The sequence below is a fragment of the Ketogulonicigenium vulgare WSH-001 genome, assembly GCF_000223375.1.
Classification (GTDB): Bacteria; Pseudomonadota; Alphaproteobacteria; order Rhodobacterales; family Rhodobacteraceae; genus Ketogulonicigenium; species Ketogulonicigenium vulgare.
In genome coordinates this window covers 169,956-196,601 of record NC_017386.1, presented here as the reverse complement: position 1 = coordinate 196,601, position 26,646 = coordinate 169,956, and the positions used below count along the sequence as shown (strand labels likewise).

24 protein-coding genes are annotated in these 26,646 nt (G+C 63.0%); 21 read left to right on the top strand and 3 right to left on the bottom strand.

The genetic code is table 11. The features are described from left to right. Positions 1 to 130: 130 nt before the first annotated feature. From KVU_RS14705 to KVU_RS16310, 6 genes are read left to right on the top strand one after another with little or no spacing between them, the layout of a single operon-like run. On the top strand, positions 131 to 1,162 hold the full coding sequence (locus KVU_RS14705; RefSeq protein ID WP_013368551.1) for a Gfo/Idh/MocA family protein: 1,032 nt from the start codon (positions 131 to 133) through the stop codon (positions 1,160 to 1,162). Next, on the top strand, positions 1,155 to 2,177 hold the full coding sequence (locus tag KVU_RS14700) for a Gfo/Idh/MocA family protein (protein ID WP_013368550.1): 1,023 nt from the start codon (positions 1,155 to 1,157) through the stop codon (positions 2,175 to 2,177). Before KVU_RS14705 ends, KVU_RS14700 begins: the two co-directional genes overlap by 8 nt. Beyond that, positions 2,177 to 3,349, top strand: coding sequence for a 3-dehydroquinate synthase (locus tag KVU_RS14695; RefSeq protein ID WP_013368549.1), 1,173 nt, complete (start codon positions 2,177 to 2,179; stop codon positions 3,347 to 3,349). Before KVU_RS14700 ends, KVU_RS14695 begins: the two co-directional genes overlap by 1 nt. Then, positions 3,346 to 4,533: a metabolite traffic protein EboE gene (eboE, locus tag KVU_RS14690; protein WP_013368548.1), complete on the top strand. Its 1,188-nt coding sequence runs from the start codon at positions 3,346 to 3,348 to the stop codon at positions 4,531 to 4,533. Before KVU_RS14695 ends, eboE begins: the two co-directional genes overlap by 4 nt. Next, entirely contained in the window at positions 4,530 to 4,892 is a 363-nt protein-coding gene (locus tag KVU_RS16315) for a UbiA family prenyltransferase (RefSeq protein WP_014538274.1), read from the top strand. Before eboE ends, KVU_RS16315 begins: the two co-directional genes overlap by 4 nt. Next, complete coding sequence (locus KVU_RS16310) at positions 4,850 to 5,377, top strand: UbiA prenyltransferase family protein (RefSeq protein WP_197516511.1); 528 nt, start codon at positions 4,850 to 4,852, stop codon at positions 5,375 to 5,377. Before KVU_RS16315 ends, KVU_RS16310 begins: the two co-directional genes overlap by 43 nt. Here the strand turns inward: KVU_RS16310 and KVU_RS14680 are convergent. Further along, positions 5,374 to 6,750: an alkaline phosphatase family protein gene (locus KVU_RS14680; protein ID WP_013368546.1), complete on the bottom strand. Its 1,377-nt coding sequence runs from the start codon at positions 6,748 to 6,750 to the stop codon at positions 5,374 to 5,376. The genes KVU_RS16310 and KVU_RS14680 overlap by 4 nt on opposite strands. Before the next feature lie 63 nt (positions 6,751 to 6,813). Between KVU_RS14680 and KVU_RS14675 the strand changes: the two genes are divergently transcribed. From KVU_RS14675 to KVU_RS14665, 3 genes are all read left to right on the top strand, one after another. Continuing rightward, positions 6,814 to 7,560 (top strand): EboA domain-containing protein, encoded by a 747-nt coding sequence (locus KVU_RS14675; protein WP_014538272.1) that lies wholly within the window; start codon positions 6,814 to 6,816, stop codon positions 7,558 to 7,560. A gap of 16 nt (positions 7,561 to 7,576) precedes the next feature. Then, positions 7,577 to 8,488, top strand: a complete 912-nt coding sequence (locus KVU_RS14670; protein ID WP_013368544.1) for a TatD family hydrolase — start codon at positions 7,577 to 7,579, stop codon at positions 8,486 to 8,488. A gap of 78 nt (positions 8,489 to 8,566) precedes the next feature. After that, complete coding sequence (locus KVU_RS14665; RefSeq protein WP_013368543.1) at positions 8,567 to 9,478, top strand: sugar phosphate isomerase/epimerase family protein; 912 nt, start codon at positions 8,567 to 8,569, stop codon at positions 9,476 to 9,478. Between the two features lie 59 nt (positions 9,479 to 9,537). Here KVU_RS14665 and KVU_RS14660 read toward each other — a convergent pair whose 3' ends face one another. Next, the gene (locus KVU_RS14660) at positions 9,538 to 10,236 is read right to left on the bottom strand and encodes a GntR family transcriptional regulator (protein ID WP_013368542.1); all 699 of its coding nucleotides are present in this window, start codon (positions 10,234 to 10,236) and stop codon (positions 9,538 to 9,540) included. Between the two features lie 184 nt (positions 10,237 to 10,420). On the opposite strand from KVU_RS14660, the gene KVU_RS14655 reads away from it, so the two are divergent. The 10 genes from KVU_RS14655 to KVU_RS14610 all read left to right on the top strand — a co-directional run bounded on the left by KVU_RS14655 (position 10,421) and on the right by KVU_RS14610 (position 22,018). Beyond that, positions 10,421 to 11,452, top strand: a complete 1,032-nt coding sequence (locus tag KVU_RS14655; RefSeq protein ID WP_013368541.1) for a Bug family tripartite tricarboxylate transporter substrate binding protein — start codon at positions 10,421 to 10,423, stop codon at positions 11,450 to 11,452. 68 nt (positions 11,453 to 11,520) lie between these two features. Further along, on the top strand, positions 11,521 to 12,042 hold the full coding sequence (locus KVU_RS14650; protein ID WP_014538271.1) for a tripartite tricarboxylate transporter TctB family protein: 522 nt from the start codon (positions 11,521 to 11,523) through the stop codon (positions 12,040 to 12,042). Between the two features lie 7 nt (positions 12,043 to 12,049). Beyond that, entirely contained in the window at positions 12,050 to 13,594 is a 1,545-nt protein-coding gene (locus KVU_RS14645) for a tripartite tricarboxylate transporter permease (protein WP_013368539.1), read from the top strand. A 49-nt stretch (positions 13,595 to 13,643) separates the two neighbouring features. Further along, a complete protein-coding gene (locus KVU_RS14640; RefSeq protein ID WP_013368538.1) occupies positions 13,644 to 14,057 on the top strand; it encodes a c-type cytochrome in 414 nt (137 codons plus the stop codon). Between the two features lie 24 nt (positions 14,058 to 14,081). After that, a complete protein-coding gene (locus KVU_RS14635; RefSeq protein ID WP_013368537.1) occupies positions 14,082 to 16,394 on the top strand; it encodes a DUF7133 domain-containing protein in 2,313 nt (770 codons plus the stop codon). Positions 16,395 to 16,500: 106 nt separating this feature from the next. Continuing rightward, complete coding sequence (gene yghU, locus KVU_RS14630; RefSeq protein WP_013368536.1) at positions 16,501 to 17,346, top strand: glutathione-dependent disulfide-bond oxidoreductase; 846 nt, start codon at positions 16,501 to 16,503, stop codon at positions 17,344 to 17,346. Positions 17,347 to 17,428: 82 nt separating this feature from the next. Further along, positions 17,429 to 18,526, top strand: coding sequence for a branched-chain amino acid aminotransferase (locus tag KVU_RS14625; protein WP_014538270.1), 1,098 nt, complete (start codon positions 17,429 to 17,431; stop codon positions 18,524 to 18,526). Positions 18,527 to 18,637: 111 nt separating this feature from the next. Next, entirely contained in the window at positions 18,638 to 20,227 is a 1,590-nt protein-coding gene (locus KVU_RS14620; RefSeq protein ID WP_013368533.1) for a gamma-glutamyltransferase family protein, read from the top strand. Beyond that, positions 20,178 to 21,503, top strand: a complete 1,326-nt coding sequence (locus KVU_RS14615) for an acyl-CoA thioester hydrolase/BAAT C-terminal domain-containing protein (RefSeq protein WP_014538269.1) — start codon at positions 20,178 to 20,180, stop codon at positions 21,501 to 21,503. The genes KVU_RS14620 and KVU_RS14615 overlap by 50 nt, the downstream gene beginning before the upstream one ends. Further along, on the top strand, positions 21,503 to 22,018 hold the full coding sequence (locus KVU_RS14610) for a peptidylprolyl isomerase (RefSeq protein WP_014538268.1): 516 nt from the start codon (positions 21,503 to 21,505) through the stop codon (positions 22,016 to 22,018). Before KVU_RS14615 ends, KVU_RS14610 begins: the two co-directional genes overlap by 1 nt. On the opposite strand, the gene KVU_RS14605 is transcribed toward KVU_RS14610, so the two are convergent. Next, positions 22,015 to 23,643 carry an FAD-dependent oxidoreductase gene (locus tag KVU_RS14605; RefSeq protein ID WP_013368529.1) on the bottom strand — a complete coding sequence of 543 codons (1,629 nt, stop codon included), beginning with the start codon at positions 23,641 to 23,643 and terminating at the stop codon, positions 22,015 to 22,017. The genes KVU_RS14610 and KVU_RS14605 overlap by 4 nt on opposite strands. 131 nt (positions 23,644 to 23,774) lie before the next feature. On the opposite strand from KVU_RS14605, the gene KVU_RS14600 reads away from it, so the two are divergent. Together KVU_RS14600 and KVU_RS14595 are read left to right on the top strand one after the other, a co-directional pair. Continuing rightward, positions 23,775 to 24,458 carry a TetR/AcrR family transcriptional regulator gene (locus KVU_RS14600; RefSeq protein WP_013368528.1) on the top strand — a complete coding sequence of 228 codons (684 nt, stop codon included), beginning with the start codon at positions 23,775 to 23,777 and terminating at the stop codon, positions 24,456 to 24,458. Between the two features lie 178 nt (positions 24,459 to 24,636). Beyond that, entirely contained in the window at positions 24,637 to 26,646 is a 2,010-nt protein-coding gene (locus KVU_RS14595) for a hydantoinase B/oxoprolinase family protein (RefSeq protein WP_014538267.1), read from the top strand.

The following is a 26,646-nucleotide window of genomic DNA, read 5'->3' as shown; positions in this document are numbered from 1 at the left end:
CCTTGGACCCATGTGCGGTGATTGCACGGTGGACATGGCTGGAATACTAGAATACCTATATAACAAAATGCGGCCCGACAAGCCAAATTGCGCGGGCCAAATTGAGCGACACTGCAAGAGGGAGAAGGTCATGATCGGGATCGGATTGGTCGGGGTGGGGATGGTTGCCGGTATTCATGCCCGCGCCCTAGAGGAGCTGCGCGATATCGCCCAAGTGCGCGGTGTCTTTGACCGCGACCCACTGCGGCTCGAGGCGTTTTGCAACCAGTGGAACCTGCCGATTGCCGCCAGTTTTGAGGCGATGCTGGCGCAGCCCGATATCGACATGCTGATCGTGCTGACCCCGCCCAATGCGCGTAAATCTATCGTGACGGCGGCAGCGGCGGCGGGGAAACACGTGCTGATGGAAAAACCGGTCGAGCGGGATTCGGCGGCCGGTGCCGAACTGGTCGCTATCGCCGCGCGGGGCGGCATCACCCTTGGCGTTGTGTTCCAGCACCGGTTCCGCGCGGCGTCCGAAAAGCTGCGCGAACTGATCGCGGGCGGCACGCTGGGCGATCTGGGCATCGCGCAGGTGAATGTGCCGTGGTGGCGCGCGCAAAGCTATTATGACGAGCCGGGTCGCGGCACCTATGCCCGCGATGGCGGCGGCGTTTTGATCAATCAGGCGATCCATACGCTGGATCTGCTGCAAAGCTATACCGGCCCCGTGGCCGAGGTCAGCGCCCTGATGGGCACGTCCAAACTGCACAATATGGAGGCCGAGGATTTCGTCGGCGCGGGCCTCAGGTTCGAAAACGGTGCGCTGGGGTCGATCATGGCGACAACCGCCGCCTTTCCGGGCGGGGCCGAAAGCATAGAGCTCGGCTTTACCCATGCCGCCGTGCATCTGGCCTCGGGCGTGCTGACCGTGCGTTACCACGACGAGCGGGTGGAAAGCTTTGGCGAGGAGGCGAATACCGGCGGCGGTGCCGATCCGATGGCCTTCCCGTTCGACTGGCATATGGAAGCGCAGCGCGATTTCATTACCGCGATTGCGGATGGCCGCGCCCCGCGCGTCACCGTGGCCGAGGGGCTGCTGGTGCATAGACTGATCGACGCGCTGGTGCTGTCCTCGCGCGAGGGGCGGCGCGTCAGCCTGTCGGAGTTGGCCGATGCTTAACCGTGATGTCGTGATCGGCGTGATCGGCATTGATCACCGCCATATCTATGGGATGCTCGAGGGGATGCTGGCCACCGGCGCGCGGGCCAAGGGCTGGTGGACGGATGGCGATCCCGCGCCGCTGGCGGGTTTCGTGAAACGCTTTCCGGATCTGCCTCGCGTTACCGCCCGCCAAGCGCTGCTGGATGACCCCGAGATTAACCTGATCCTGATCGCCGCCCCGCCGCAGACCCGCGCGGCTCTGGCGATCGCGGCGATGGAGCACGGCAAGGATGTGATGCTGGACAAGCCCGGCGTCATTTCCGCGCAGGAATTGGAACAGGTGACGGCGGTGGTTCAGGCCACCGGGCGCATCTGGTCGGTGGATTTCTCCGAACGCTACGAGGTGCCCTCGGTGCTGAAGGCACTCGAGCTGGTGCAAGGCGGCGCGATCGGAACCTTGGTTCAGACGTTGGCGATGGGCCCGCATCGTCTGAACCGCCAGACACGGCCCGATTGGTTCTTTGATCGGGCGCTATACGGTGGGATTCTGGGCGATATCGGCACGCATCAGATCGACCAGTTCCTGACCTTTGCCGGGGCGGATGACGCGCAGATCATCAGCGCCAGCGCGGCCAATTACGCCAATCCCGGCGATCCGGATTTTCAGGATTTTGGCGAGATGCTGTTGCAGGCGGGCGATGTGCGCGGCTATGCGCGGATGGATTGGTACACGCCCGACGCGCTGCCCAACTGGGGCGATGGCCGCCTGACCCTGCTGGGCACCCAAGGTTATATCGAGCTGCGCAAATATGTCGATGTCGCGGGACGTGCGGGCACGGATCATCTGTTTTGGGTCAGCCATAGCGCGGTGACGCATATCGACTGTTCCGATGTGCCGCTGACCTATTTCCGCGATCTGGGGCAGGATGTGCTGACGCGCGGCACGGCGGCAGGGACGTTCCAGCATACGCATACGGTGACGCGCCTTGCGCTGCAGGCGCAGGCGATGGCGGATGCGAAGGGGGTCAAATAATGCAACATTTCAGTCCAGATCACGCCCGTAATCCGCTGACGCGCCTGCAGAAATTCGCGGTCGATTACGAGTTTCCGGTGGTGTTCACCCGCCGCCTGTTCCGCCCCGGCAATCCCGCGCTGTTGCAGGTCTTGGGCGATGCGGCGCAGGCGCAACGCCTGCTGATTTTCGTTGATAGCGGCGTGATGGCCGCGCGCCCCGCGCTGCCGGGCGAGATTGCAAGCTTTGTCGCAAGCCACCCCCTGCAAGTGGAACTGGCCGCCCCGCCCATCGTGATGGACGGCGGCGAAGGGGTAAAGCAGGGCCTGACCCATGTGCTGGACATGCAGCAGGCCATGGTCGAACACGGCATCGACCGCCATTCCTATGTGGTGGCGATTGGCGGCGGGGCTTTTCTTGATGCGGTGGGGCTGGCGGCGGCAACCGCGCATCGCGGCATCCGCCATATCCGCGTGCCGACCACTGTTTTGTCGCAAAACGATTCCGGTGTGGGCGTGAAAAACGGCGTCAATCTGCATGGGGCGAAAAACTACTTTGGCACATTCGCGCCGCCTTTTGCCGTGCTGAACGACCTCGATTTCATCGACATTCTGCCCGACCGCGAAAAGCGGGCCGGTATGGCCGAGGCGGTGAAAGTTGCGCTGATCCGCGACCGTGCCTTTTTCGAATGGCTGGAATCAGCGGCGGGTGACCTTGCCGCATTTCACCCCGATGCGATGGATTACATGATCCGTCGCTGTGCCGAGCTGCATATGCATCAGATCGGTCAAGGCGGCGATCCGTTCGAGCGCGGCACCGCGCGCCCGTTGGATTTCGGTCATTGGGCCGCGCACCGGCTGGAAATCATGAGCGGTTTCACCCTGCGCCACGGCGAGGCGGTGGCCATCGGCATGGCGCTGGATTGCCTTTATGCGGTGCGCGTGGGGCTGCTCCGCCGCCCGCAGGCGGATCGCGCGCTGGCGCTGCTGCGGGCGCTGGGGTTCACGCTGGAGCATCCGCTGCTGGCGAATACCGATGTGCTAATGGCGGGGCTGGTCGAATTTCAGGAACATCTGGGCGGCGAGTTGACCATCACTCTGCTGAAAGCCATCGGCAAGGGGGTCGAGGTGCATCATATCGACCACGCCGCCATGATCGCCGCGGCGCATGATTTAGCGGGCGGCGCGGCATGAAGATCGGCGGCGCGCATCTGACCTATTGCAGCAATATCCACCCCGCCGAAAGCTGGCCCGAGACCTTTGCCGCGCTCAGCCATCACATCCCCCCGATCAAGGCGCAGGTCGCGCCCGATGCGCCCTTTGGCATCGGGCTGCGCCTGTCGGCCCGCGCGGCGGCCGAGCTTGCGGGTGGCGATGCGCTGGACGAATTCCGCGCCTATCTGCGCGATGCGAATGCCTATGTCTTTACGATCAATGGCTTTCCTTACGGCGATTTTCACGGCACGCGGGTCAAGGAACAGGTCTATGCCCCCGATTGGCAAAGCGCGGATCGGCTGACCTATACCAATCGCCTTGCCGATATTCTTGCCGCCCTGCTGCCCGATGATGTCGAGACCGGCAGCATCAGCACTGTTCCGGGCAGTTTCGCGCCTTGGGCCAAGGGAAACGAGGCCGCGATGGCCGAGGGGTTGATCACTGCCACCGCCCATCTGGTGGCGCTGCGCGCCCGCACCGGCAAGACCATCACCCTGGCGCTGGAACCCGAGCCGTGGTGCTTCTTGGAAACCGTGGCCGAGGCGGTGGCGTTCTTTAGAGCCCATCTGCATAGCGATGCCGCCGCCTATCGCCTTGCCGCGCTCTCTGGCCTGACGGTCACCGATGCCGCCACCGCGCTGCGCCGCCATTTGGGCCTGTGCTATGACGTCTGTCACGCCGCGCTGGCCTATGAGGATGCGGCGGGCAGCGTCAAAGCGCTGCAGCGGGCGGGGATCGGGATTTTCAAACTGCAACTCAGTTCTGCCCTGCGGTTTGCGGCGATCACGCCGGACAGCGCCGCGCGCCTGCGGCCCTTTGACGAGCCGACCTACCTGCATCAGGTGATCGAGCGTGCCGAGGGTGGCAGCGCCCGCAAATGGCCTGACCTCGGTGCTGCTCTGGCCGAGATTGACAGCGCGATGGGTCGCGAATGGCGCGTGCATTTCCATGTGCCGCTGTTCCTGCCGCAGATGGACGGGTTCGACACCACGCAGGACATGCTGCGGCAGATATTGGCGCTGCACCGTAGCGCGGGCATCTCGGCGCATCTCGAGGTCGAGACCTATACTTGGGATGTGCTGCCCGCCGCCTATCGCAACCAGCCACTGCCCGATGCCATCGCGCGCGAATTGAATTGGGTGCGGGCGGAGCTGCAAGCATGAAACTCAATACTGCCTTGAAACTGGGGCGGGTGTCGAACCTGCCGACGGTGATGACCAATGCCTTGGCAGGCGTCGCGCTATCGGGGGCGTCGGCGGGGGGCGGGCAGATCGCGCTGCTGATCGCGGCGGCGGCGCTGGCCTATATCGCGGGGATGTTTTTGAACGATGCGTTCGATGCGCCCTATGACGCGCTGCATCAGCCCTATCGCCCGATCCCGGCGGGTCTTGCGCTGCGGCCCGAGGTATTCGGCTGGGGCTTTGCGCTGCTGGCGGGGGGGTTGGGCTGTTTGCGGTCGCAGGGATGGCCGGCGGGCAGATGGTTTCTGCCGGCGCGGTGGGTGCGGGCCTTGCGGGTGTGATCGTGCTGTATAATGCGCGGCATAAGGAAAACGCCTTTGGTCCGGTGCTGATGGGTGGGTGCCGTTTGCTGGTCTATGTCGGTGCGGCCATCGCGCTGACCGCCACGCCTGCACCTATCCTGTGGCTGGGGGCGGCGCTGCTGATGGCCCATGTGATGGGGCTGACCTACCTCGCCAAGGCCGAGGGTGCGGGTCAAATCTGGCCGCTGGCCGCCCTCGCCGCCGCACCCCTTTGGGGGCTGTGGATGGCGGTGCAGATGCCGGTGTTGCTGCCCTTTGTCCTCGCCTTGATCGCAGCGGTGCTGACAGGTCTGCATTTCGCGCGCCGCCGCCAGTTTGGCCGCGCCATCCCGACGCTGATCGCCGCCATCGCGCTGCTGGATGCCATGCTGATCGCCAGCGTGGGTCAGACGGGCCTCGCGCTGCTTGCGGCGCTCGGTTTCCCGCTGACCCTGTGGTTGCAAAAATGGGTGCGCGGCACCTAAGCGAAGATGTGATCCAGCACGAAGGCCTTGAACGCGGTCGATGCCATCGGGCCCTCTGGCAGCAGATCGGCGCGGGTCGAGATCACCAGCGGGCCGTCCTCGGGGCGGTCGGTCAGGCGGCCATGCGATCCCTTGACCAGATCGCTGCGATGGGTCGAGATGATGTCGAGCAGCCCCCGCATCCCCAGTTTGCGCTTGGCGATTTTCCAGATGATCTGCGCCTTGGCCGCGCGCAGGGCGGGGTCGACGAACAGCTCGACCGGATCATAGCCGGGCTTGCGGTGGATATCGACGGTGGCGGCGTAATCGGGGGCCTTGGCCTCGTCCAGCCAATAGTAATAGCTGAACCAGCGATCCGGCGCGCTGATCGCGACGAGTTCCCCAGCGCGCGGGTGGTCAAGGCCGAGGGCGGCTGTGTCGGCGGTGACGCTTTCCACCCCATCAAGACCGCGCACCAATTCGGCGACAGCCTCGATATCCGCCGCATCCCTGACATAGATATGCGCGATCTGGTGGTCGACCATGGCAAAGGCGCGGGATGCGCCCAGGTCGATCATCTCGCGCCCCATCTCGTCGCGCCAGGCGATCATGCCCGCCTCGCGCAGGGCGCGGTTGATGTGGATGGCATCGCGGACGGGGGTGATCCCGTATTCCGACACGATGATCACGGCGCGGCCCTGCGCCTGCGCCTCTGCAATCAGCGGGGCAATGGCGGCATCAACCTCGCGCAGTGCGCGCTGGATATCGGGGTTTGCCAGATCCGGCCCCAGCCGCTGCAGGTCGTAATCGAGGTGCGGAATATAGGCCAAGGTCAGCGTCGGATCGCGGCTGTCCATCACATGCCGCGTCGCGCCCACGATCCAGTTGGTCGAGGCGATGCTGGCCGTCGGCCCCCAGTAGTTGAACAGCGGAAAAGGCCCAAGGTGGGCGTTCAGCTCGTCCCTGAGTGCGCCGGGCTGGGTGTAATGGTCGGGCACTTTGCGGCCATCGGCGGGATACATCGGGCGCGGCGTTGCCGACCAATCGGCGCTGGTCTGCATATTATACCACCAGAACATCTTTGCGCAGGTGAAACCCGCGTCGCGCTTTTTGCCTGCGTCCCAGATCGTCTCGCCCGACAGCAGGGTCTCGGACTGTTTCCACAGCGCGACCTCATAGGTGTCGCGAAACAGCCAGCCATTGGCAACGGCACCATGCACGGCGGGTAATTCCCCTGTCATCAGCGTGGCTTGCACGGTGCAGGTCACGGCCGGCACAACTGTTTGCAGCGGGCGCATCCCGCCCGCCTCAGCCAGCCGCGCGATATTGGGCGTGTGTTCGCCGACCATAGCCGGTGTCAGCCCGACAACCAGCAGCACCAATGCGTTTTCCATCTCTCGCCTCTTCCCAAGATCAATATGGGGATACTAGTATACTTAAAAACGGGAGGTCTAGTCATGACGAAGGATGCTTGCACCTTGCTTGCGGGGTGGTTGCAGGCGCGGGGGGTGCCTGTTGACAGCTTGCAGGGCGGCGGTAGCCTTGATTTTGCGCTGGCAAAGCAGGGCAGGCGTCTGGGCAAAGCGCCCCTTGCGCTGACGGATCAAGAGCTTGCGGCGGCGGATCATCTGCTGGCGGGGTGGCGGCCTGCGGACTGGACGCTGGCCGATGCCGGGCGGGCCTATCTGCTGCTGAGTGGCGGCGCGGATGGCGCGCAGATGCAGGCGCTTTGCCGCACGGCGGATGGCGGCGCGCTGATCAGCCTTTATCGCGCGGCGCCCTTGCTGCCTTATGATGCCGCGCTGGACTGGCAGTTGGGCGAGGGCCTGCGCAGTTCCATCCGCGAGGTGTTCGAGGCGATCGCCCATCATTCACCGCTGCCGCAGCGGCGGTTCGATGAACACCGCTGGAACCATATGGTGCTGAAAGCGCTGTTCATCTCATCCTCGCTGACGCCCATCGTGGGCCTAGACGCGCGGCGAAACCCTGCGCTGGCGGATACGCTGTTCGACCATATTGCCGAGCGCCGCGCGGCGGGGCGGGCGGTGGATGTGCAGGTCTGGCGCTGTGTCGCCCCCTATCTGCACGGTACCCGCCGCGATCTGCTGGCGCCGCTGCAGGGCAGTCAGGCGGCGCGTTTGGCCCAGCAAGAATACGACATCCCCGGCAGTGTCAGCGCTGCCGATTGGGCCCATTTGATCTGACGTCTTGGAGGAAGACATGTTCATTGATTCGCACGCCCATATGATCTCGCGCACGACGGATGATTATCAGGCAATGGCCGCCGCCGGTGTCGTCGCGCTGATCGAGCCTTCGTTCTGGATCGGCCAGCCACGCACCCATGTTGGCACCTATATCGACTATCTGTCGCATATCGTCAGTTTCGAACGCTTTCGCGCGGCGCAATTCGGTATCCGTCATTACTGCACCATCGGCCTGAACTCCAAAGAGGCGAACAACCCTGAACTGGCCGAAGGCGTGATGGAGATCCTGCCCGCTTTCGCGATGAAAGAGGGTGTCGTCGCGATTGGCGAGATTGGCTATGACGAACAAACGCCTTTGGAAGACAAATACTTTCGTGCGCAGCTGGAGCTGGCCAAGGATCTGGGCCTGCCGGTCATGGTCCACACGCCCCATCGCGACAAGAAAAAGGGGACGTTGCGCTCGATGGATGTCTGCCGCGAACACGGGATCGCGCCCGATATGGTGGTGATCGACCATAACAACGAGGAAACGGTCGAGGATGTCATCAGCCGCGGCTATTGGGCGGCGTTTTCGATCTATCCCTCGACCAAGATGGGCAATATGCGCATGGTCGAGCTGCTCAAACGCTATGGCGGCGCGCAGGTCATTTTGGATTCCGCGACCGATTGGGGCATTTCCGACCCGCTGGCCGTGCCGAAAACCGCAGCGTTGGCGCGGCAATATGGCGTTGCCGAGGAGGCGATCCGCAAAGTGACCTATGCCAATGCGCTCGAGGTTTATGGTCGCTCGGGGCAGATGCTGGAAAGCGACTGGATCGATGGGATGCAGATTGACCAGACCCAGCTGCACGAGGGCAATTCCATCTTGCGCGGTGGCCGCGAGGCGCTGATCGGCGCTGCGCCGCGCAATAATCTGGTGATTGAGTAGAACGGATGCAGGAAAAGCTTGCGCTTTGAGGCGACTCGAATTCTAGTATCCTAGTTATCACATTCTGAGGAGGGTGTTGTGAAACTCAAATACGCAATCAGAGGTCTGATTCTGGCAAGCGCTGCGCCGATTGCCGTCATGGCCACGCCGGTCTTTGCACAATCGAGCGAAATGTCCCATCTGGGCATCCCGGTTGATCGCATTGGCCTTGTTGCCTTTACCATCCGCGATCAGATCGCGGCAGATGCACGCGGCGCGGTGGAGGCTGTCGCGGCCTGCGGTATTCCGAATATCGAATTCTCATTCTCGAACTTTGATGGCGGCGTCGCGAGTTTTCAGGGGATTCCTGTCAGCGACATCGTCACCATGTCGAGCGAGCTTGGCTTTGCCGTCCCCTCGCTGGGGGTCAGCGGTGCTGATCTGACCGATCGTCTGGATCAGGTCATCGCCGCCGCGCAGGCCGTGGGCGCAAGCTATGTCCGCATCAGCGGGGCCCGCCCGGCCGAAGGCGCGACCCAGACCGAGGCGGAATATCTTGCCTTTGCGGAAATTCTGAACAACGCCGGCGGCCCGCTGAACGAAGCGGGGATCATGCCGCTTTACCACAACCACGGTTGGGAATTCGAGGCGCTGGCCGATGGGCGCACCGGTATGGATGTGCTGTTTGCCGAAACGAATCCCGAAACCGTCGGATTCGAGCTGGATCTGTATTGGACCGAGGTTGGCGGCGGCAATGCGCTGGATCTGATCGCGGCGAACCCCGGTCGCTTCCCGGCGTTCCACGTCAAGGACGCGCAGACCGTCACCACAGACGGCGTCGAGACGACCACCTTTGCGACCGTCGGCCAAGGCTTTATCGACTTTGGCACCATCCTTGCGCAGGCAGAGGTGGCCGGGGCCGAGTATTTCTTTATCGAAAATGACCAGCCGCAACCCGATGGCATCACCTCGGCTTGCGAAAGCTATGCCTATATCACCGGTACGCCGTAAGATTGCGGCACGCCTTAAAATCTGCCGCAGCCGCCCCGCAGGGGGCGGCTGCAACCGTCTTAGATGATGTCCAACGCCGAGCGGACATGTTTGTCCATATATTGCGCCGCCAATTCGGGCTCGCCCTTTTCCAGCGCGGCCATAATGTCCAGGTGTTCGCGGTAAGCCACCGCCGCGCGTCCGGGGATCGCGCTTTGCAGGCTGAGGCGTGCGCGGTCGACATGGGTTTTATTCGACAGAATCAGGCGCCAGGCCTCGGGCACGCCAGCGGTTTCGGCCAGTTGGGCGTGAAAGGCCTCGTCCACCTCGAAAAAGCCGATGTAATCATCGCGCGAGCTGAAATCCTCTTGCGCGGCAAGGATGCGGCGGAAGGGCTTTGGATCAAATTGCGGCAGCTCGGCCAGACGCCGCACCACCGCCGTTTCCAGCGCGCTGCGACAAAAAACGGCCGAGACGATCTTTTCCGGATCGACGGGTGCGACGATAGACCCCACCTGCGGGCGGGTCTCGATCAGCCCTTCTTTGGCCATCTGTTGCAAAGCTGCACGCAGCGGCGTGCGGCTAACGCCTAGAATCTCAGCAAACTTGGCCTCGTAAATCGGGGTTCCGGGGGCAAGGCTGTTTTGCACCACCAGCTTTCGCATCACATCATAGATCTGCGGTCCCATGACCCGGCTGAAGTCAATCTGCAGTCCCTCAAGCGCTGTGCGGTAGATTTCTTCAATCTCTTTAACGCCTTCTGGTCGTCTGACCATCATTCAACCCTTCTGTCGCATGGTGCGTGCTAGCATAATGCCCTGCGCGATTTATTGCAAAAAGCCGAAAATCAGGGATTGCAGCACGCGCTTTCAGATGTAAACATACAGTAATGGTATGCTAGTATTCAAGTTCAGTGTGATGGAGGTCGCACTCAACTTCAGACTTCATTCTGGGAGGAATGACATGAAGACACGCAGCACAGCCTTTAGCGCGATTATTGCGGCCGCCGTCTTTGCCGGTGGCGCGCAGGCGCAGGATTGGACGCCGAACGGTGTCATCAACATTATCGTGCCCTGGGGGGCAGGGGGCGCGACCGATCAGGTGACGCGCGTGACCGCGCCGCTGCTGTCGCAGGCCCTGGGCGTCGACGTCGTTGTCGTCAACCAGCCCGGTGCCTCGGGCGCGATCGGCACGCAGGGCGTGCTGGATGCCGCCCGCGACGGACAGACCCTGCTGGCCACCGGTATCGCCGATGCGGCAACCTATGCCGTCACCGGCCTGATCGAGGGCAGCACCATCGACGACTGGCATCTTTACCTCAGCGTTGCGAACGTGCCGGTGATCAGCGTGCCTGCGAACAGCCCCTATCAGGATTTCGGTCAACTGCTGGAAGCCCTGCGCAGCGAAGGGCGCGGCATCAGCGTTGCGACCGCGGGCGTCAGCTCGGCCGGTGGCACGGCGATTGCCACTTTGGCCGCCGCTGGCGATTTCGAATATAACCTTGTGGCCTATGAAGGCGGCGGCCCCGCCACCATCGCCGCCGCCTCGGGCGAGACGGCGATGACCTCGCAGCTTGCGGGCGAGCAGGCCGAATTGATCCGTGGTGGCCGTCTGCGGCCGCTGGCGGTTCTGTCGGAAACACCGCTGGTCATTGGCGGCGCCGATCCGATCCCGCCGGTCACCGACTGGCTGCCCGAAACCCGCATCGCCTATAATTACTTTGGCATTCTGGTGCCCAAAGGCGTGCCGGACGAGGTCGTGGCCCGCCTTGACCAGATCTGGGCCGAGACGGTCATGCCCTCGACCGAGCTGCAGGCCTATGCCGAAACCGCCGGTGCGCTGCACAGCCCGGCCTATGGCGCCGAGGCGCGCGAGATGGTCTCGGCCACGGTGGTCGCGCAATCCTGTGCGGCAGTGGCACGCGGGGATGCGGTCAATGATCCCAGCGTGATCGGCGTGGATTGCGCACTGGGGATCGAAACCGGCCGCCCCTAACGCTTTTGCGTAACGCTTTGCGCTGAGGGCGATCACGCCCTCGGCGTATCCAGCACAGGATCATGGATATGACCCCCGACGACAAAGCGCAGGCCGGTCAACGCCGCGCAGACCTTTTACTTGCAATCTTTTTCACGCTGCTTGGCCTTGCGGTCAGCTATTTCGCGTTCATCATGCCCGACCTTGCACAGCGCCGCATTCATTCCGCGACCGCGCCCGGTGTTGTGCCGCTGATGCTGGGGATCGTGCTGACCGTGCTGGGGGCGCTGCTGACGTTGCGCGCCGCGCGGCTGATGGGGCCGGGCAGTTGGGCGGATTTCTTTGCCATCTTCCGCACCCGTGCCAGTTTGCGCGTGTTTGCCGCGCTGGTGATGATCCTGATCTATACGCTGGTGATGATCGGCCGGATGCCGTTCTGGGCGTCGTCCGGGATCTTTATGTTTGCCTTCGTTCTGATGATGGAGGGCTATCTGGCCCGCCCGCGTCCCCCGATGGGCCGCGTCTTTATGTGGGCCGCGATCACCGCGGTCGGCTCGTCAGCGGCGATTTATTATCTGTTCGCCGAACTCTTCCTCGTCAGATTGCCATAGGTGCATCATGTTTTCCGGACTTGCGATGCTGGGTCAGGGGATTGCCACATTCCTGACTTTCGAAGGACTTTTCAATATCATGTGGGCGACCCTGCTGGGGATCGCCATCGGGATTCTGCCGGGGCTGACGGCGACGATGGGCGTCGCGCTTTTGGTGTCGCTGACCTATGGGATGGCGCCGGAACAGGCGATCCTGACGCTGATGTGCGTTTACTTAGGCGCGATTTTCGGCGGCTCGCGCACGGCGATCTTGCTCAATATCCCGGGCACCCCCGCCAGCGCCGCCACGACACTGGACGGCTATCCACTGGCGCAGCAGGGCCGCGCGGGTCTGGCGATGGGCCTTGCCACCACCGCATCGGCGCTTGGCACGCTGGTCGGGGTCATCTTTCTGGCGCTGCTGGCACCCCTGTTGTCCGAGGCCGCGCTGAAATTCGGCAGCTATGAATATTTCTGGCTGGCGGCGTTCGGAGTGGTGATTTCGGGCCAGATCAGCGGCAGCGACTCGCCGCTGAAAGGTTACATCTCGGGTATTTTGGGCCTGTTGATCGCGATGGTCGGGATGGAGGCGCTGCACGCCTATCAGCGGTTCACGTTTGGCATGCGCGAGCTGTCGGGCGGCATCAACCTGATCCCGGCCATGGTTGGCGCATTCGGCATGGCCGAAATCCTGTCACAGATGAAGGCGCGCAACACCATCCGTCTTGATCCGGTGAATGACCGCGTGATCCCGAAAATGGGCGAGCTGTTCACCCATTGGCGCACGATCATCCGGTCGGGCCTGATCGGCACCGGTGTCGGCATCGTGCCCGGCGTCGGCGAAGATGTGGCCGCATGGACATCCTATGCTGCGGCGAAAAAGCTGTCGAAACACCCCGAGGAATACGGCAAAGGCAGCCATGAAGGGCTGATCGCTGCGGAAACCGGTAATAACTCGGTTGTCTCGGCGGCGATGATCCCGACGCTGACGCTGGCCATTCCCGGCTCTGCCGCCGCCGCTGTGCTGATCGCCGCGATGTATATCCACGGTATCAAACCCGGCCCGATGCTGATGATCGAAAACCCGCTTTTCGTCTATCAGGTCGTCGCCATGCTGCTGCTTGCGACCTTTGCCAACCTGTTCTTTGGCCTGTCGCTGACCAATCTTTTCAACAATATCGCCCGCATCCCGCAAGAGCGTCTGATGGCCGTGATCGCAGTGCTTTGCGTGGTTGGCTCGTTCGCGATCTCGCAGCGGATGTTCGACGTCTGGGTGATGCTTGGGTTTGGGATCTTTGGTTTTGTCCTGCGCGAGTTGAAGTTCCCCATCGCGCCCATGGTGCTGGGCATCGTCCTTGGCCCGCTGCTGGATACGAATTTGCGCCGCGGTCTGGGCCTGTCGAACGGTGATCTGACGCCCTTCTTTACGCGTCCCATCAGCCTTGTGCTGTTCTTGATCATCCTGCTGGCGGTGCTGATGAGCATCCCGGCCTTTGGACGCATGATGTCGAAAATCTTTAGACGCCCCGCAAAGGCAACGGGTGCAAGCAAACCTTTCGAAGGAAAGGAATAAACCCGCGAGAGGCGGGCAACGCTACGACCAAACGTGAAAGGATACTCCCATGTTCCACGGCTTTCTCAACGCTGCGGGTTCAAAGGTTGCGGCCCTGTCGCTGGTGATTTTTGCGGCCCCGCTGGCCGCCCAGGATCTGCAGCCGCTGCCCTTTACCAAGGCTCAGTCCATCGGCGGCGGCGCGAATTACCAGAACCTCTGCGCCGCCTGCCATGGCGCGCAACTCGAGGGGTTCGCCGCGCCGCCGCTGTCGGGCGACACCTTTGGCTGGCTGGATCGTCCGGCCTCGGAATACCACGCCTATTTGCAAGCGACGATGCCAGCAAATGCCATCGGTACCCTGACCGATGCGCAAGTGTCGACCATCATGGCCTTTATGGCCGAGCAAAACGGTATGACCCCCGGCGATACGCCGATCCCGCTGACGGCGGCCGAACTTGAACCCTTTAAGTTCGGGCAATAGCCGCCCCCATCAAGGAAGATCATCATGACACGACATAGCCTGTGCCGCGCCGCACTACTGGCCAGTTCTGCCCTGCTGGCCGCGCCTGCCTTTGCCCAGGATTGGCCCCCGGCCTTTCAGCCGCTTCCCGATTTCTACGGCTATATGACGCCCGAAGAGTCGATGGACACCTTTTATCTGCCCCCCGGCTATCAGCTAGAGCAGATCGCGACCGAGCCGCTTTTGGGCGACGGCATCGTCATGCAATGGGACTACCAAGGCCGGCTGTGGGTGGTTGAAACCACCTTTATGCTGAACCTGGATGAGCTGACCTCGGCCACGCCCGGCAGCTCGATCGTGATCCTCGAGGATACGGACGGCGATGGCGTTTTGGACAGCCGCAAGGTCTTTGCCGAGGGGCTGGTGCTGCCGCGTGCGCTGCTGATTTTGGAGCCCGGCAAGGTGATTGTGGGCGAGGCGCCCAATATCTGGCTGCTTGAGGATACCGACGGCGATGACGTCGCCGATGTGAAAACAGCGCTGACCGAGGGGAATTACGGCGGGCTTGGCGGCTCGATCGAACATAACCCCAACGGCATGTTCTGGAACATCGATAACCGGATCTACAACGCCTACCTTGACGAGGTCTATCGCTGGAACGGCGAGGGTTTTGACGTCGAGCGCGGCATTTCCATCACCCAATGGGGCGTGGCCGCCGATGATCAGGGCCGTCTGCTGCGTCAGGGCAATTCTGCCGCGCCGTCGATGAGCTTTGTCCCCGACACCTATTATGGCCGCAGCACGATCTTTACCCGCAATCGCGGCAACCATGAATGGGTCGGTGGCCCCAGCCGCGACGCGAACCGCGTCTGGCCGATCCGCCCGACTCCCGGCATCAACCGCGGCTATGTCGATGGTATGCTGGACGAGCGCGGTGCGCTGATCGAACTGACGGCTGCGGGCGGCCTTGCCACCTATCGCGGCACCGCCCTTGCGCCCGAGGATTATGGCAGCGTTTTCGTGCCCGAGCCTGCCGCCCATCTGCTGACGATGAGCCGCCTGTTCGACACCGGCACCGGCATGCATCTGCGCAAAGCCTATGAGGGCGCCGATTTCCTGACCTCGACCGAGGAGCGCTTTCGCCCGGTTTTTGCCGCGACGGGGCCGGATGGGGCGCTTTATGTCCTCGATCTCTATCATGGCATCGTGCAGGACGCGGTCTATATCACCAACTACCTGAACGACTGGATCGAGACGCATGATCTGGACGAGACGCATGGCGCGAATGGCCGTGTCTATCGCCTGAGCCACGAATCTGGCACGGCCAGCGAAGTGATGGATCTGGCCGCGCTGTCGACCGATGATCTGGTTGCGCTTTTGGCCCATGACAACGGCTGGCACCGCGACCATTCCCAGCGTCTGATCGTCGTGCAGCAAAAGCAAGATGCGGTGCCCGCGCTGCGCGCGCTGTTCAGTGACAGCCCCTCGGCGCTTGGCCGTCTGCATGCGCTGTGGACGCTGGACGGTCTGGGCGCGGTGGATACGGAAATCGCGCTGGCGGCGCTTGCCTCCAGCGACCGCGATATCCGCGCCGCCGGTCTGCGCGTGTCCGAGGCGCTGATGGCCAGCGGCGATCAGCAGGTCACCGACGCTTTCCTTGGTCTGATCGGCAACACCAATAATGACTGGCAGGTGCAATATCAGCTGGCGGCGTCCTCGGGCGCGCTGGATGATGCGCATCGTCTGGACGCGATGATCGACATTATCGCGGCTTATGGCGCGAATTACATCGCGCTGGATGCGGTGCTGTCGGGCGTGCCCGATGCGGATGTGCCCGCACTGATCGCCGCCCTTTTTGCAGTGGAAGCCCCGAATACCGGCATCGCCAATGCGATCACAACCGCCGTCACGGGTCTGACGCGCGTCGGCACGGCGGAGGAAGTCGCCGCCCTGTTCGACCAGATCGCCGCGCCAGAGCGTGCGCCGTGGCAGCGCAACGCGGCCATCACCGGCCTTGAAGTCGTGCTGGCCGGTGCCGCAGACCCAGGTCTTGCGCCGCCCCTGCCGCGCGCGCCCACCGGATCGTGGACGGTCGATGACCTTGGTACGCCGCATTATGCCGCGTTCCGCGAGGCCGTGGGCACCGCCGATGCCGAACAGGCCGCGATCTATGCCGCACAGCGCGCGGCGAATGCGCCGCCGCGCCCGACTTCGGCACTGGAAACGGTCGATGGGGTGCCGATGCTGTCCCTTGCGGCAGAGCCCACCGCCCTGCTGGCACTGACCGAGGATGCCACCCTTGCCACCCGCGTCACCGGACTGACCTATCTGGTGACCTGGCCGGGTAAGGACCAGTAAACAGACGGGCCGCAGGCAACGCGCCTGCGGCCCTTCCTCTGCCTTGTCATTGTCGCCACCCGTTCCTAACATCCGCCGCGACACAGCGGATCAACAGGAGCGGACAATGACCGGCTATACCCCCCCGAAAGTCTGGACATGGCAGGCAGGCAATGGCGGCGCTTTCGCGTCGATCAACCGCCCCATCGCTGGCGCGACGCATGACAAAGAACTGCCCATCGGCGCGCATCCGTTTCAACTGTATTCGCTGGGCACGCCGAACGGTCAAAAAGTCACGATCCTGTTCGAGGAGCTGCTGGCCGCAGGCCATACCGGCGCCGAATATGACGCCTGGCTGATCGAGATCGGCAAGGGCGAGCAGTTCGGTTCTGATTTCGTCGCGATCAACCCCAATTCCAAGATCCCCGCGCTGATGGACCGCAGTGGCGATCAGCCGATCCGCATTTTCGAATCCGGCGCGATCTTGATGCATCTGGCCGAGAAGTTCGCAGCCTTCCTGCCCACCGATCCCGCCGCGCGGGCCGAGACCTTGTCCTGGCTGTTCTGGCAGATGGGCTCGGCCCCTTTTGTCGGCGGCGGTTTTGGCCATTTCTATGCCTATGCGCCGGAAAAGATCGAATATGCGATCAACCGCTATGCGATGGAGACCAAGCGTCAGTTGGACGTGCTTGACCGTCAACTGGCGGATCGCCCCTTTATTGCCGGTGACAGCTATACGATTGCCGATATGGCGATCCTGCCATGGTATGGCGGCCTTGTGCGCGGGCTGGCCTATGACGCCGCCGCATTCTTGTCGGTGCAGGATTACACCCATGTCCAACGCTGGGCCGCCGATCTATATGCCCGCCCTGCGGTTAAACGCGGCGTGATGGTCAATCGCGCGCCGGGCGATCCGTCCACCACCCTGCGCGAGCGTCACGCCGCCAGTGATTTTGACGGCAAAGCCCTGTGACCACGGGACAAGGGTTTGCAACGAAACACCGCTGTAGATATGGCTTCGCCCTGTGGAACTGAGGAAGAAAGACGCGCTGGTTATGGATATTGAACAACACGGGGCCTTTGCCATCACGCCAAACCCGGCGCCGCTTTCGCATGATGCGCGCGCCGCCCAGATGGAAAACCCGGCCTGGGGTCGCGTCTTTACCGATCACATGGCAACCCTCCGCTATAGCCGCGACAAGGGCTGGCACGATGCCAAGATCGAGGCGCTCAAGCCCCTGCAACTGCATGCCAGCGCCGTCAGCCTGCATTACGGGGTCGAGATTTTTGAAGGGCTGAAAGCCTATCGCCTGCCTGATGGCGGTGCGCAACTGTTTCGCCCTGACGCGAATGCCCGCCGCTTTGCCAATTCCGCCAAGCGTCTGGTGATGCCCGAACTGCCGGTGGATCTGTTTGTGGAATCCGTGCGCGCGCTCTCGCAGATCGACCGCGATTGGATTCCGACCGCCGATGGCGCGTCACTTTATCTGCGCCCGTTCATGATCGGCACCGAGGAAACCTTTGCGACCAATCCTTCGGGCGCGTTCCTCTATTGCGTCGCCGCCGCGCCGGTTGGCGCGTTCTTTTCGGGCGGCGCACAGGCCATCAAGCTGTGGGTGTGCGAGGATTACACCCGCGCGGCGATTGGCGGCACCGGCGAGACGAAATGCGGCGGCAATTACGCAGCCGGCCTGCCCGCACAGGCCGAGGCTTTGCGCCAAGGCTGCAATCAGGTCATCTTCCTCGACGCGATTGAACGGCGTTGGGTCGAGGAGCTGGGCGCGATGAACGTGTTCTTTGTGTTCGATGACGGCACGCTGCAAACGCCGCCGCTGACCGGCACCATCCTGCCGGGCGTGACCCGCGACAGTATCATCACCCTTGCGCGCGATATGGGGTATCAGGTGAACGAGGCGCCCTATGCGATGGACCAGTGGATGGCGGATGCCAAAAGCGGCCGTCTGGTCGAGGCGTTTTCCTGTGGCACCGCCGCCGTTGTCGCCCCGATCAGCGAGATCAAGGGCAACAATCACAATTTCCAGATCGGCGACGGCACCCCTGGTGCGATTACGACCCGGATCAAAACCGCGCTGACCGATATCCAGTTCGGCCGTGCGCCTGATCCGCATGGCTGGTGTCAGCGGTTGTTCTGACGGCTAAAGCCCTCTTGCGGATCGCGGTCGCAAGAGGGCTTTTATAAAATTTGCATTTGAAATGCATAATTGAGCGTGCCACTGTCGGGCCAGACAGCCAAGGAACGCCCGATGCATTATGATCTTCCCTATTCCTCGCGCCGCAGCCCCGTGCTGGGGCGCAATGTGGTTGCGACCTCGCAGCCCTTGGCGGCGCAGGCGGGGTTGCAGATGTTGCAGCAGGGCGGCACGGCGGCGGATGCGGCCATTGCCGCGGCGATGGTGCTGACGGTGGTCGAGCCGACCGGCTGCGGCGTTGGATCGGATGCATTCGCGCTGGTCTGGGACGGGCAGGCGCTGCAGGGGCTGAATGCCTCGGGGCGCGCGCCTGCGGCGTGGACACCGGACTATTTCACCCAAAAGGGCGGCATTGCGCCGCTGGGATGGGATGCGGTGACGGTGCCTGGTGTCGTCTCGGGGTGGATCGCGCTGCATGGCGCGCATGGGCGCTTGCCGCTGGAGGTCATTGCAGCGCCCGCGATCCGCTATGCGCGCGATGGCTTTGCCGTCTCGCCGGTGATCGCGACCCTTTGGGCCAATGGCGCGCGCCGCCTGAAAGACCAGCCGGGCTTTGCTGCCGAATTCATGCCCGGTGGCGCCGCCCCCAAAGCCGGCCAAGTGGTGCGCCGCCCCGCGCTGGCCGCCACGCTGGAAGATATTGTCGCCACGCGCGGTGAAAGTTTCTATCGCGGGGCCTTGGCGCAAAAGATCGTGGATCACGCGCAGGCGCATGGCGGGGCGATGACGCTGGCCGATCTGGATGCGCATCGCGCCGATTGGGTGGAGCCCATGTCGCAGCGCTTTCGCGGCGCCGCCGTGCAGGAAATCCCGCCAAACGGGCAGGGCCTTGCGACGCTGATCGCGCTGGGTCTGCTGGACGGTTTGCCGTTCGAGGCGCAGGGCGTCGACAGTGTCGAGACGACCCATCTGATGATCGAGGCGACAAAGCTGGCGCTGGCCGATGCGGATCGCTTCATCGCCGATGTGGATGCGATGGAATTCGACCCGGCGGCGCTGCTCGAGCCGGCTTATCTTGCCGCGCGCCGCGCGCTGATCGACCCGCACTCTGCGGGCCTGCCCGGTCACGGCGCGCCGCGCCCCGGCGGTACCGTCTATCTGACAGTGGCCGATGCCGAGGGGCGGATGGTCTCGTTCATCCAGTCGAATTATATGGGCTTTGGATCGGGTGTCGTGGTCGATGGCACCGGCATCAGCCTGCAAAACCGCGGCGCGGGGTTCAATGTGACGGCGGGCCATCCGAACTGTGTCGCGCCGGGCAAACGCCCGTTCCATACGATTATTCCGGGCTTTGCCACCACAGCGGACGGCAGCGCACCGCTGATGTCCTTTGGCGTCATGGGCGGGCCGATGCAGGCGCAGGGCCATTTGCAAATGGCGGTGCGCGTATTGGCCTATGGTCAAAACCCGCAAGCCGCCGCCGATGCGCCGCGCTGGCGTGTGGTCGAGGGGCGCCAAGTCGCCGTCGAATCCACATTCCCGCCAGAGCTGGTCGCGGGGCTGCGCGCGCTGGGGCATGACATTATCATTGAAAGCCCCGATGCTGTCTTCGGCTTTGGCGGCGCGCAGCTGATCGTTGTGGGCGAGGAAGGCTATGTCGCAGGCTCGGACCCCCGCAAAGACGGACAAGCCGTGGCGTTTTAAAATGGAAATCACCGTCACCCCTGCTGTTGATTTGATTGATGTCGCGCGCGCGATCCGCGTCACGGGCCTGCCCGCCGGGGCCGAGGTGGTGATCCGCGCGACATCGACCCGCGCGGGTGGCAGCCAATGGCAAGCCGAGGCGCGTTTTCGCAGCGGGCCCGATGGGATGGTCGATACCGCCCGCGACGCGCCGCTGGATGGCAGCTATGGCAGCGCCTCTGCAATGGGGCTGATCTGGTCGCAGGTGCAAATTGCGCCGCCGGCGACCGAGGCCACTGGCGCAGCCTCGGTCGCAGATGTGGTCACAAGCCTTACGGCGACGACTGATGATGGGCAGGCCACGGCACAGATGCGCCAAATTCTGATGCCCGCAGGCGTCACCCGTCACGAGGTTCACGAGGATGGTATCGTCGGTGTGCTGTATCTGCCGGCAGGTGCGGGGCCCCATCCGGCTGTGATGGTGCAGAACGGCTCGGGCGGCGGCATGAACGAGCCGCGCGCCGCGTTATATGCCGCGCGGGGCTATGCGGCCTTTGCCCTTGCGGTATTCAACGCGCCGGGGCGTCCACGCTATATCAATGACTTGCCGCTGGAATACTTTCGCGATGCGCTGGATTGGATGCGCGCGCGGATCAAACCTGCGGATGATTTCGTCGCTATCACCGGCCAGTCGCGCGGCGGCGAGGCGGTGTTGCTGATCGCGGCGACCTATCCTGACCGGGTCTCGGCCACGATGGCCTATGTGCCTGCGTCCTGCCTTCACAGCGCGCAAAGCGCGGGTGATCCCGCGCGCGGGCGGCTGGCCCCGACATGGACGCTGGATGGCAGGCCGCTGCCGCATCTGTGGGACGGCAACCGCACCGGCACTTATGCCCCCTATCTGGACGGGCCGGAACCCAAGCGCCATGAATATGCCACCTTAACCGCGATGGCCGACCATGAGGCCTATCTGCGCGCCCGCATTCGGGTCGAGGATATCACCACCCCCGTCCTGCTGATCCACGGCACTGATGATGGCTGGTGGCCGACGGACTATCACTGCGATCTGGTCGAGCAAACAATGCGCGCCGCCGGTCGTCAGGTCGAGCGGATGCGCTTTCAGGACGCGGGCCATGCCATCGTCTTTCCCTATGTCCCCGCGACAGACATTGTGATCAAACATCCGGTTTCAGGCGTCGTGTCCACGAATGGCGGCACGGCTGCCGCCAATGCGCAGGCGAATGAACAGGTCTGGCCGGGCGTGCTGGATTTCCTGCGCCGCGCGCGGGGGCGGTGATGATCCGTGTGCGGATTGATACGGCCTGCGGCGCGGTGGTGGTCGCAGTGGATGACGCTGCGGCGCCGCTCTCATCCGCCGCTTTTTTGTCCTATGTCGACCAAGGCTTGCTGGCAGGCACAACGATCTATCGCATCGTGACGGCGCAGAACCAGCCGGAGGGCACGACCCATCCGATCGAGGTGATCCAATGGGGACGTACCTTTGACGAGATCAGCCCCCTTGCACCCATCGCGCATGAGGGCACGGATCAGACCGGCCTCAGCCATCGGCGCGGCACGCTGTCGATGGCGCGGCGGGCGATTGGCACAGCCGGTCATGCCTATGTCTTTTGCATGGGCGGCGATCTGGCGTCGCTGGATGAACATGGTGGCCGCAACCCCGATGGCCATGGCTTTGCCGCTTTTGGAGAGGTGATCGGCGGCTGGGATGTTCTTTCCGCAATCTTTGCCCGCGCAGAGGCAATCGAGCGGATCGCGCATCGCATCGCGATCCTATCCGCCGCGCGGATCTAGCCTTTGATGATGTCTTCGGCGCAGACATAGCCCCAGGCCATGAACGGCCCAAGGGTTGTACCGGCGCCGACGCCGCGCGTGCCGATCGGGTTCGCCATCGCCGCCCCCGCACAATACAGCCCCGCAATCACGCTGCCGTCAGCGCGCAGGGCGCGGCCGCGGGCATCGGTGCGCGGGCCGCCCTTGGTTGTCATGATCGAGGGATTGAATTTGATCGCGATAAAGGGGGCCTTGGTGATGGCCTCTAGCCCCGCGCGTTTGCGCTTGTCGGCTTTTTGATGCGCGCGGGTCTTGCCGCGTCCGAAATCGGCATCAAGGCCGGTCTGCGCAAACTGGTTATAACGGGCGACGGTTTGCTGCAGCGCCTCGGCGTCGATGCCAATTTTCGCCGCCAATGCGGCTAATGTCGGGGCCTTGACCATCCAGCCGGGCACGTTGCGCGCAAAAAACTGCACCAGCGGCAGCTTTTTCAGATAGCGCGCATCCGTGATGACAAAGGCTGGCAATTCAATGGGTTGATTGGTGCGTGCATCGCGCTGCACCAATGCCTCGCCCAGGTTCACCTGCAATTCGTCCCAAAACCGCTGACCGTGCCGATTAACGACAATGGCGTTTTCCTCGGCATGATAGGGTACGGGCATACCATGGATCGCCCCTTCATAGCGGCGCGGGATTGCGGCGGTGACATTGGCCTGATCCATATGATCCAGCACCGCGCCAACAGCGGCGGCCATTTGGTGTCCGTCGCCGGTATTACCAGCGGAAGACCCCAGAAATTGCACCGGGCCGGGGAAAAATTCCGACAGCATCTGTGCGTTCCACTCAAACCCGCCGGTTGCGATCAGCGTGCCGCGCCGGGCGTGGATGGCGATGCGGCGACCGTTGCGCCGCACCCATGCCCCGATGACACGGCCGTCCTTGACGATCAGCTCCTCTGCCGCCGTGCGCGTATGCAAGGTGACCCCCGCCTTTTTGCAGCCCGCGACCATTCCCACCATCAGCCCGGTGCCCTTGCCCGCCGATAGGGTCAGGACCCGCTGCAAAAGGCGTGGAAGCAGGTGCAGCGTGGTCGCGATCGGCTTGTGATACAGATCGGTTTCCAGCACCTCGTGATAGGTGAAAACCTCGGGCAGGGTCGAGCCGCGCACCCGCAGCGCATCGCGCCCCGCCCGCAGGCGGCTGATCGGCAAAACAGACAGCATCCGACCTTGCGCGCGGGCGCCGCTGATATCCATATAGGGGTCAGGCTCGCCGGTCAGGCGAAAGCGTAGCGGCGTTTTATCCTCTAACATCCGCAGCATACGTGGGCCGGCTTGCAAAATCGCGCGCCAGTGATCGGGATAGTCAAATCCGGGCGGCGCGATCGCTTTCACATAGTCAAAGGCCGCATCAAGATCGTCCGCGATCCCGGCCGCGGCGGCCAGATGGTTGCCCGCAACCCAGATGCCGCCCGCAGACATCGCGCTTGTGCCGCCCAGCCGATTGGTTTTCTCGCAGACCGTCACCTGCAGGCCTGCATCTGCCGCATGAAGCGCCGCCGTCAGCGCCGCGCAGCCCGAACCCAGCACCAACAGGTCCACCACATCGTCCGGCAGAGGGTCTTTGGCGGGGGTGGAAGGGGGCATCGGACTGTCCATCACTCGTAAAATGTCAATTAACGGTATGAAATATGCATTTGAATTGAGTGCAAGAAGAGAGTTGTCGATTCCGCCGCAGCAGACTAAGATTCTATCAAAATAGTCAGTCGGAGACCGGCGTGCAGCCTATCGAAGCAACCGATCAATCCGCAGATACCCATGGCCGCATTCTGGTGGCGGCAACGATCACCTTTGCCGAACGCGGGTTCGAGGGGGCGACCCTAAAAGAAATCACCGACAGGGCCGGGGCGAATATCGCGGCGGTAAACTATTACTTTCGCAGCAAGGACGAGCTGTTCCGGCATGTTTTGCGCCGCCTGCTGGAAAAGGTGAATGCCGCACGCGCGCTTGCGCTGCAAGAATACGAAGCCGCTGTTCTGGCCGGCGAGCAGCCCGCCCTTTATACGTTGCTCGAGGCGATGATCCGGCCGATGGTGCAATTGGGAACCGGCGCGGGCGAGGGTGTCGCCCATCTGAGCCTGCTATTGCAGGCGCGGTTCAGCCCCTCGGCCCCTGATGATATTTCGTTTCCAGACAATGACTTAATCCACGAACGGTTCATTGACGCGCTGGGTCGAATGCTGCCGCATCTCTCGCGCAAGGAAATTATCTGGCGCTATGATTGCACGCGCGGCGCGATGATGTTCGTGCTGGCAGATCTGTCGCCCAGCATCCACCGCATCGTCCGCCTTGCCGAAACCCAGCGCGACGCCGAGGTGGAAACCGTCGTGCGCGAACTGGTCGCCTTTGCCGCCCAGGGATTTCTGGCGGCCTCTGCGGGGACACCGCTATCGGGACGTTGATTCGGCCCGCCAGCGCGCGCAGTGGTAGAATTTCCATTCTGCGAAACAAAGCGACTGCGTAATTCTTGATCTTATTTTGCATTGAAATGTGCAATCGCGGGCACCGCGCCTGACAACATGCTTGATCGCTCGAAAATGAAATGCATATTTGAATTACATTTTTGGGAGACAGGACCCTATGGCCCGCGATGCAGTTGCCCTAGAGATCATAAGCCGTAAGCTCTCTGCCGTTGCGGATGAGATGTATTTCGCGATCCAGCGGGCCTCGCGTTCGGCCTATGTGAAAGAGGCGGCCGATTTCGCGACCGCCATTTTGGATACCGAGGGCAATGTTTTTGCCTATCCGCCCTCGGCCACTTTCGCGTTTTTGGTCGACAGCAATTATCGCACATTGATCGATGCCATTCCCGATTTGCAGCCGGGCGATGTGGTGGCGACGAATGATCCCTACCGCTCGGGCGGGCTGGCGACCCATTTGCCGGATGTGAACCTGCTGCGGCCGCTGTTCCATGATGGCAAGCTGGTCGCTTATGCGTGGTCCTTTGCACATTTCGCCGATGTGGGCGGCAGCGTTCCGTCGTCAATGTCGCCCGCCTTGACCGAGATCTTTCAAGAGGGGCTGCGCATTCCGCCGCTGAAGCTGTTCCGCGCGGGTCAGCCCAACGAAGATCTGTTCGAAATGATCCGCATGAATTCGCGCGTGCCCGATATGGTGGTCGCCGATCTGCGGGCAATGGCCGGTGCGCTGGCCCTGGGCGAGGCGCGTCTGGCGGAATTGATCGATCAGATCGGCCCCCAGCCGTTCCACAGCTATATCCGCGATGTACAGGACTATGCCGAAAGCCGCGCCCGCGCTGTGCTGCGCCGCATTCCCGACGGCAGCTATGAATTCTGGGACTATATGGACGACGATATGGTCTCGCGCATTCCGGTGCGCATTCGTTTAAAGATGACGGTGAACGATGGTCACGTGACGCTGGATGTCAGCGGCACTGATCCGCAGGTCAAGACGGCGTATAACGTGCCATCGGCGGGCCAGCGGATGTATTGGCTGACCTTTCGCCTGACCGGATTCATCACCACGCATGATCCGGACATTCCGAAAAACGCGGGGATCTATCGCAATATTTCCATGATAAACCCGCCCGGCACCGTGCTGAATGCGGAATTCCCCGATGCAGTGAACCTGCGCGTCGCGGCGCCCTATCGCCTGTTTGATGCAACCGGCGGCGCGCTGATACAGGCGGTGCCGGAGCTGATGCCCGCCGCACCCGGTGGCACTATGGTGCCGTTTTCATTTGCCGAGGTGATGGACGATGGCAGCCGCCGCGTCGAAGTGGTCCAGCCGATGCGATCGGGCATGGGGGCGCTGAACGGGCGCGATGGCGTCGATGCGCGCGATAACTCGCTGAACAATATGCGCAATCATCCTGTGGAAACGGTCGAGGTGGAAAGCGCGGTTCTGATCACCGAATATGATATCCGCCCCGACAGCGGTGGTGCAGGGCGATGGCGCGGCGGCGTAGGGCAGATGATCACCATCCGCTCGAGCGTCGATGGCGGTGTCGTGCTGGCGCGCGGGATGGAGCGGTTGCGCTTTCCCCCATGGGGCATATTCGGCGGTGATGCGGGTGCAACGCTGCAGGCGGTGTTGAACAAGGGCAAATCCGGCGAGCGCCCGGTGCCGAAAATCCACGAATTGGTGCTGGATCGCGGCGACACGTTGACCTTGCTGATGCCGGGCGGCGGCGGTTATGGCGATCCGTTCCTGCGCGATCCCGCCGCCGTGCGCGAGGATGTGCTGGACGGTTTTGTGACCCGCGACGGTGCGTGGCGTGATTATGGCGTTGCGCTGAATGCGGATTTTACCATTGATCTGGCCGCCACGCTGGTGCGGCGCGATGCGCGCGGGCCGTTGCCCGTGCAGCCTTTCACCTTCGGGCGTTTTCGGCTGCTGTGGGAGGCCGTGTTCGACGACGCCTTTATGTTGGACATGAACCGCCGCCTTTATGCGCTGCGCAAACCCAGCCGCCATACAATCCGGCGCCGCATCTTTGAACGCATTTTGCCGGCGCTGGCGGATGGCAATGCGGATCTGAACGCCGCGCTTGAGCAGACCGAATCCCTGCGTCGCCACGCGGTGCAGGTGCTGGACGACATTCTTCCTCTGACTGCGGAAATAGCCTGA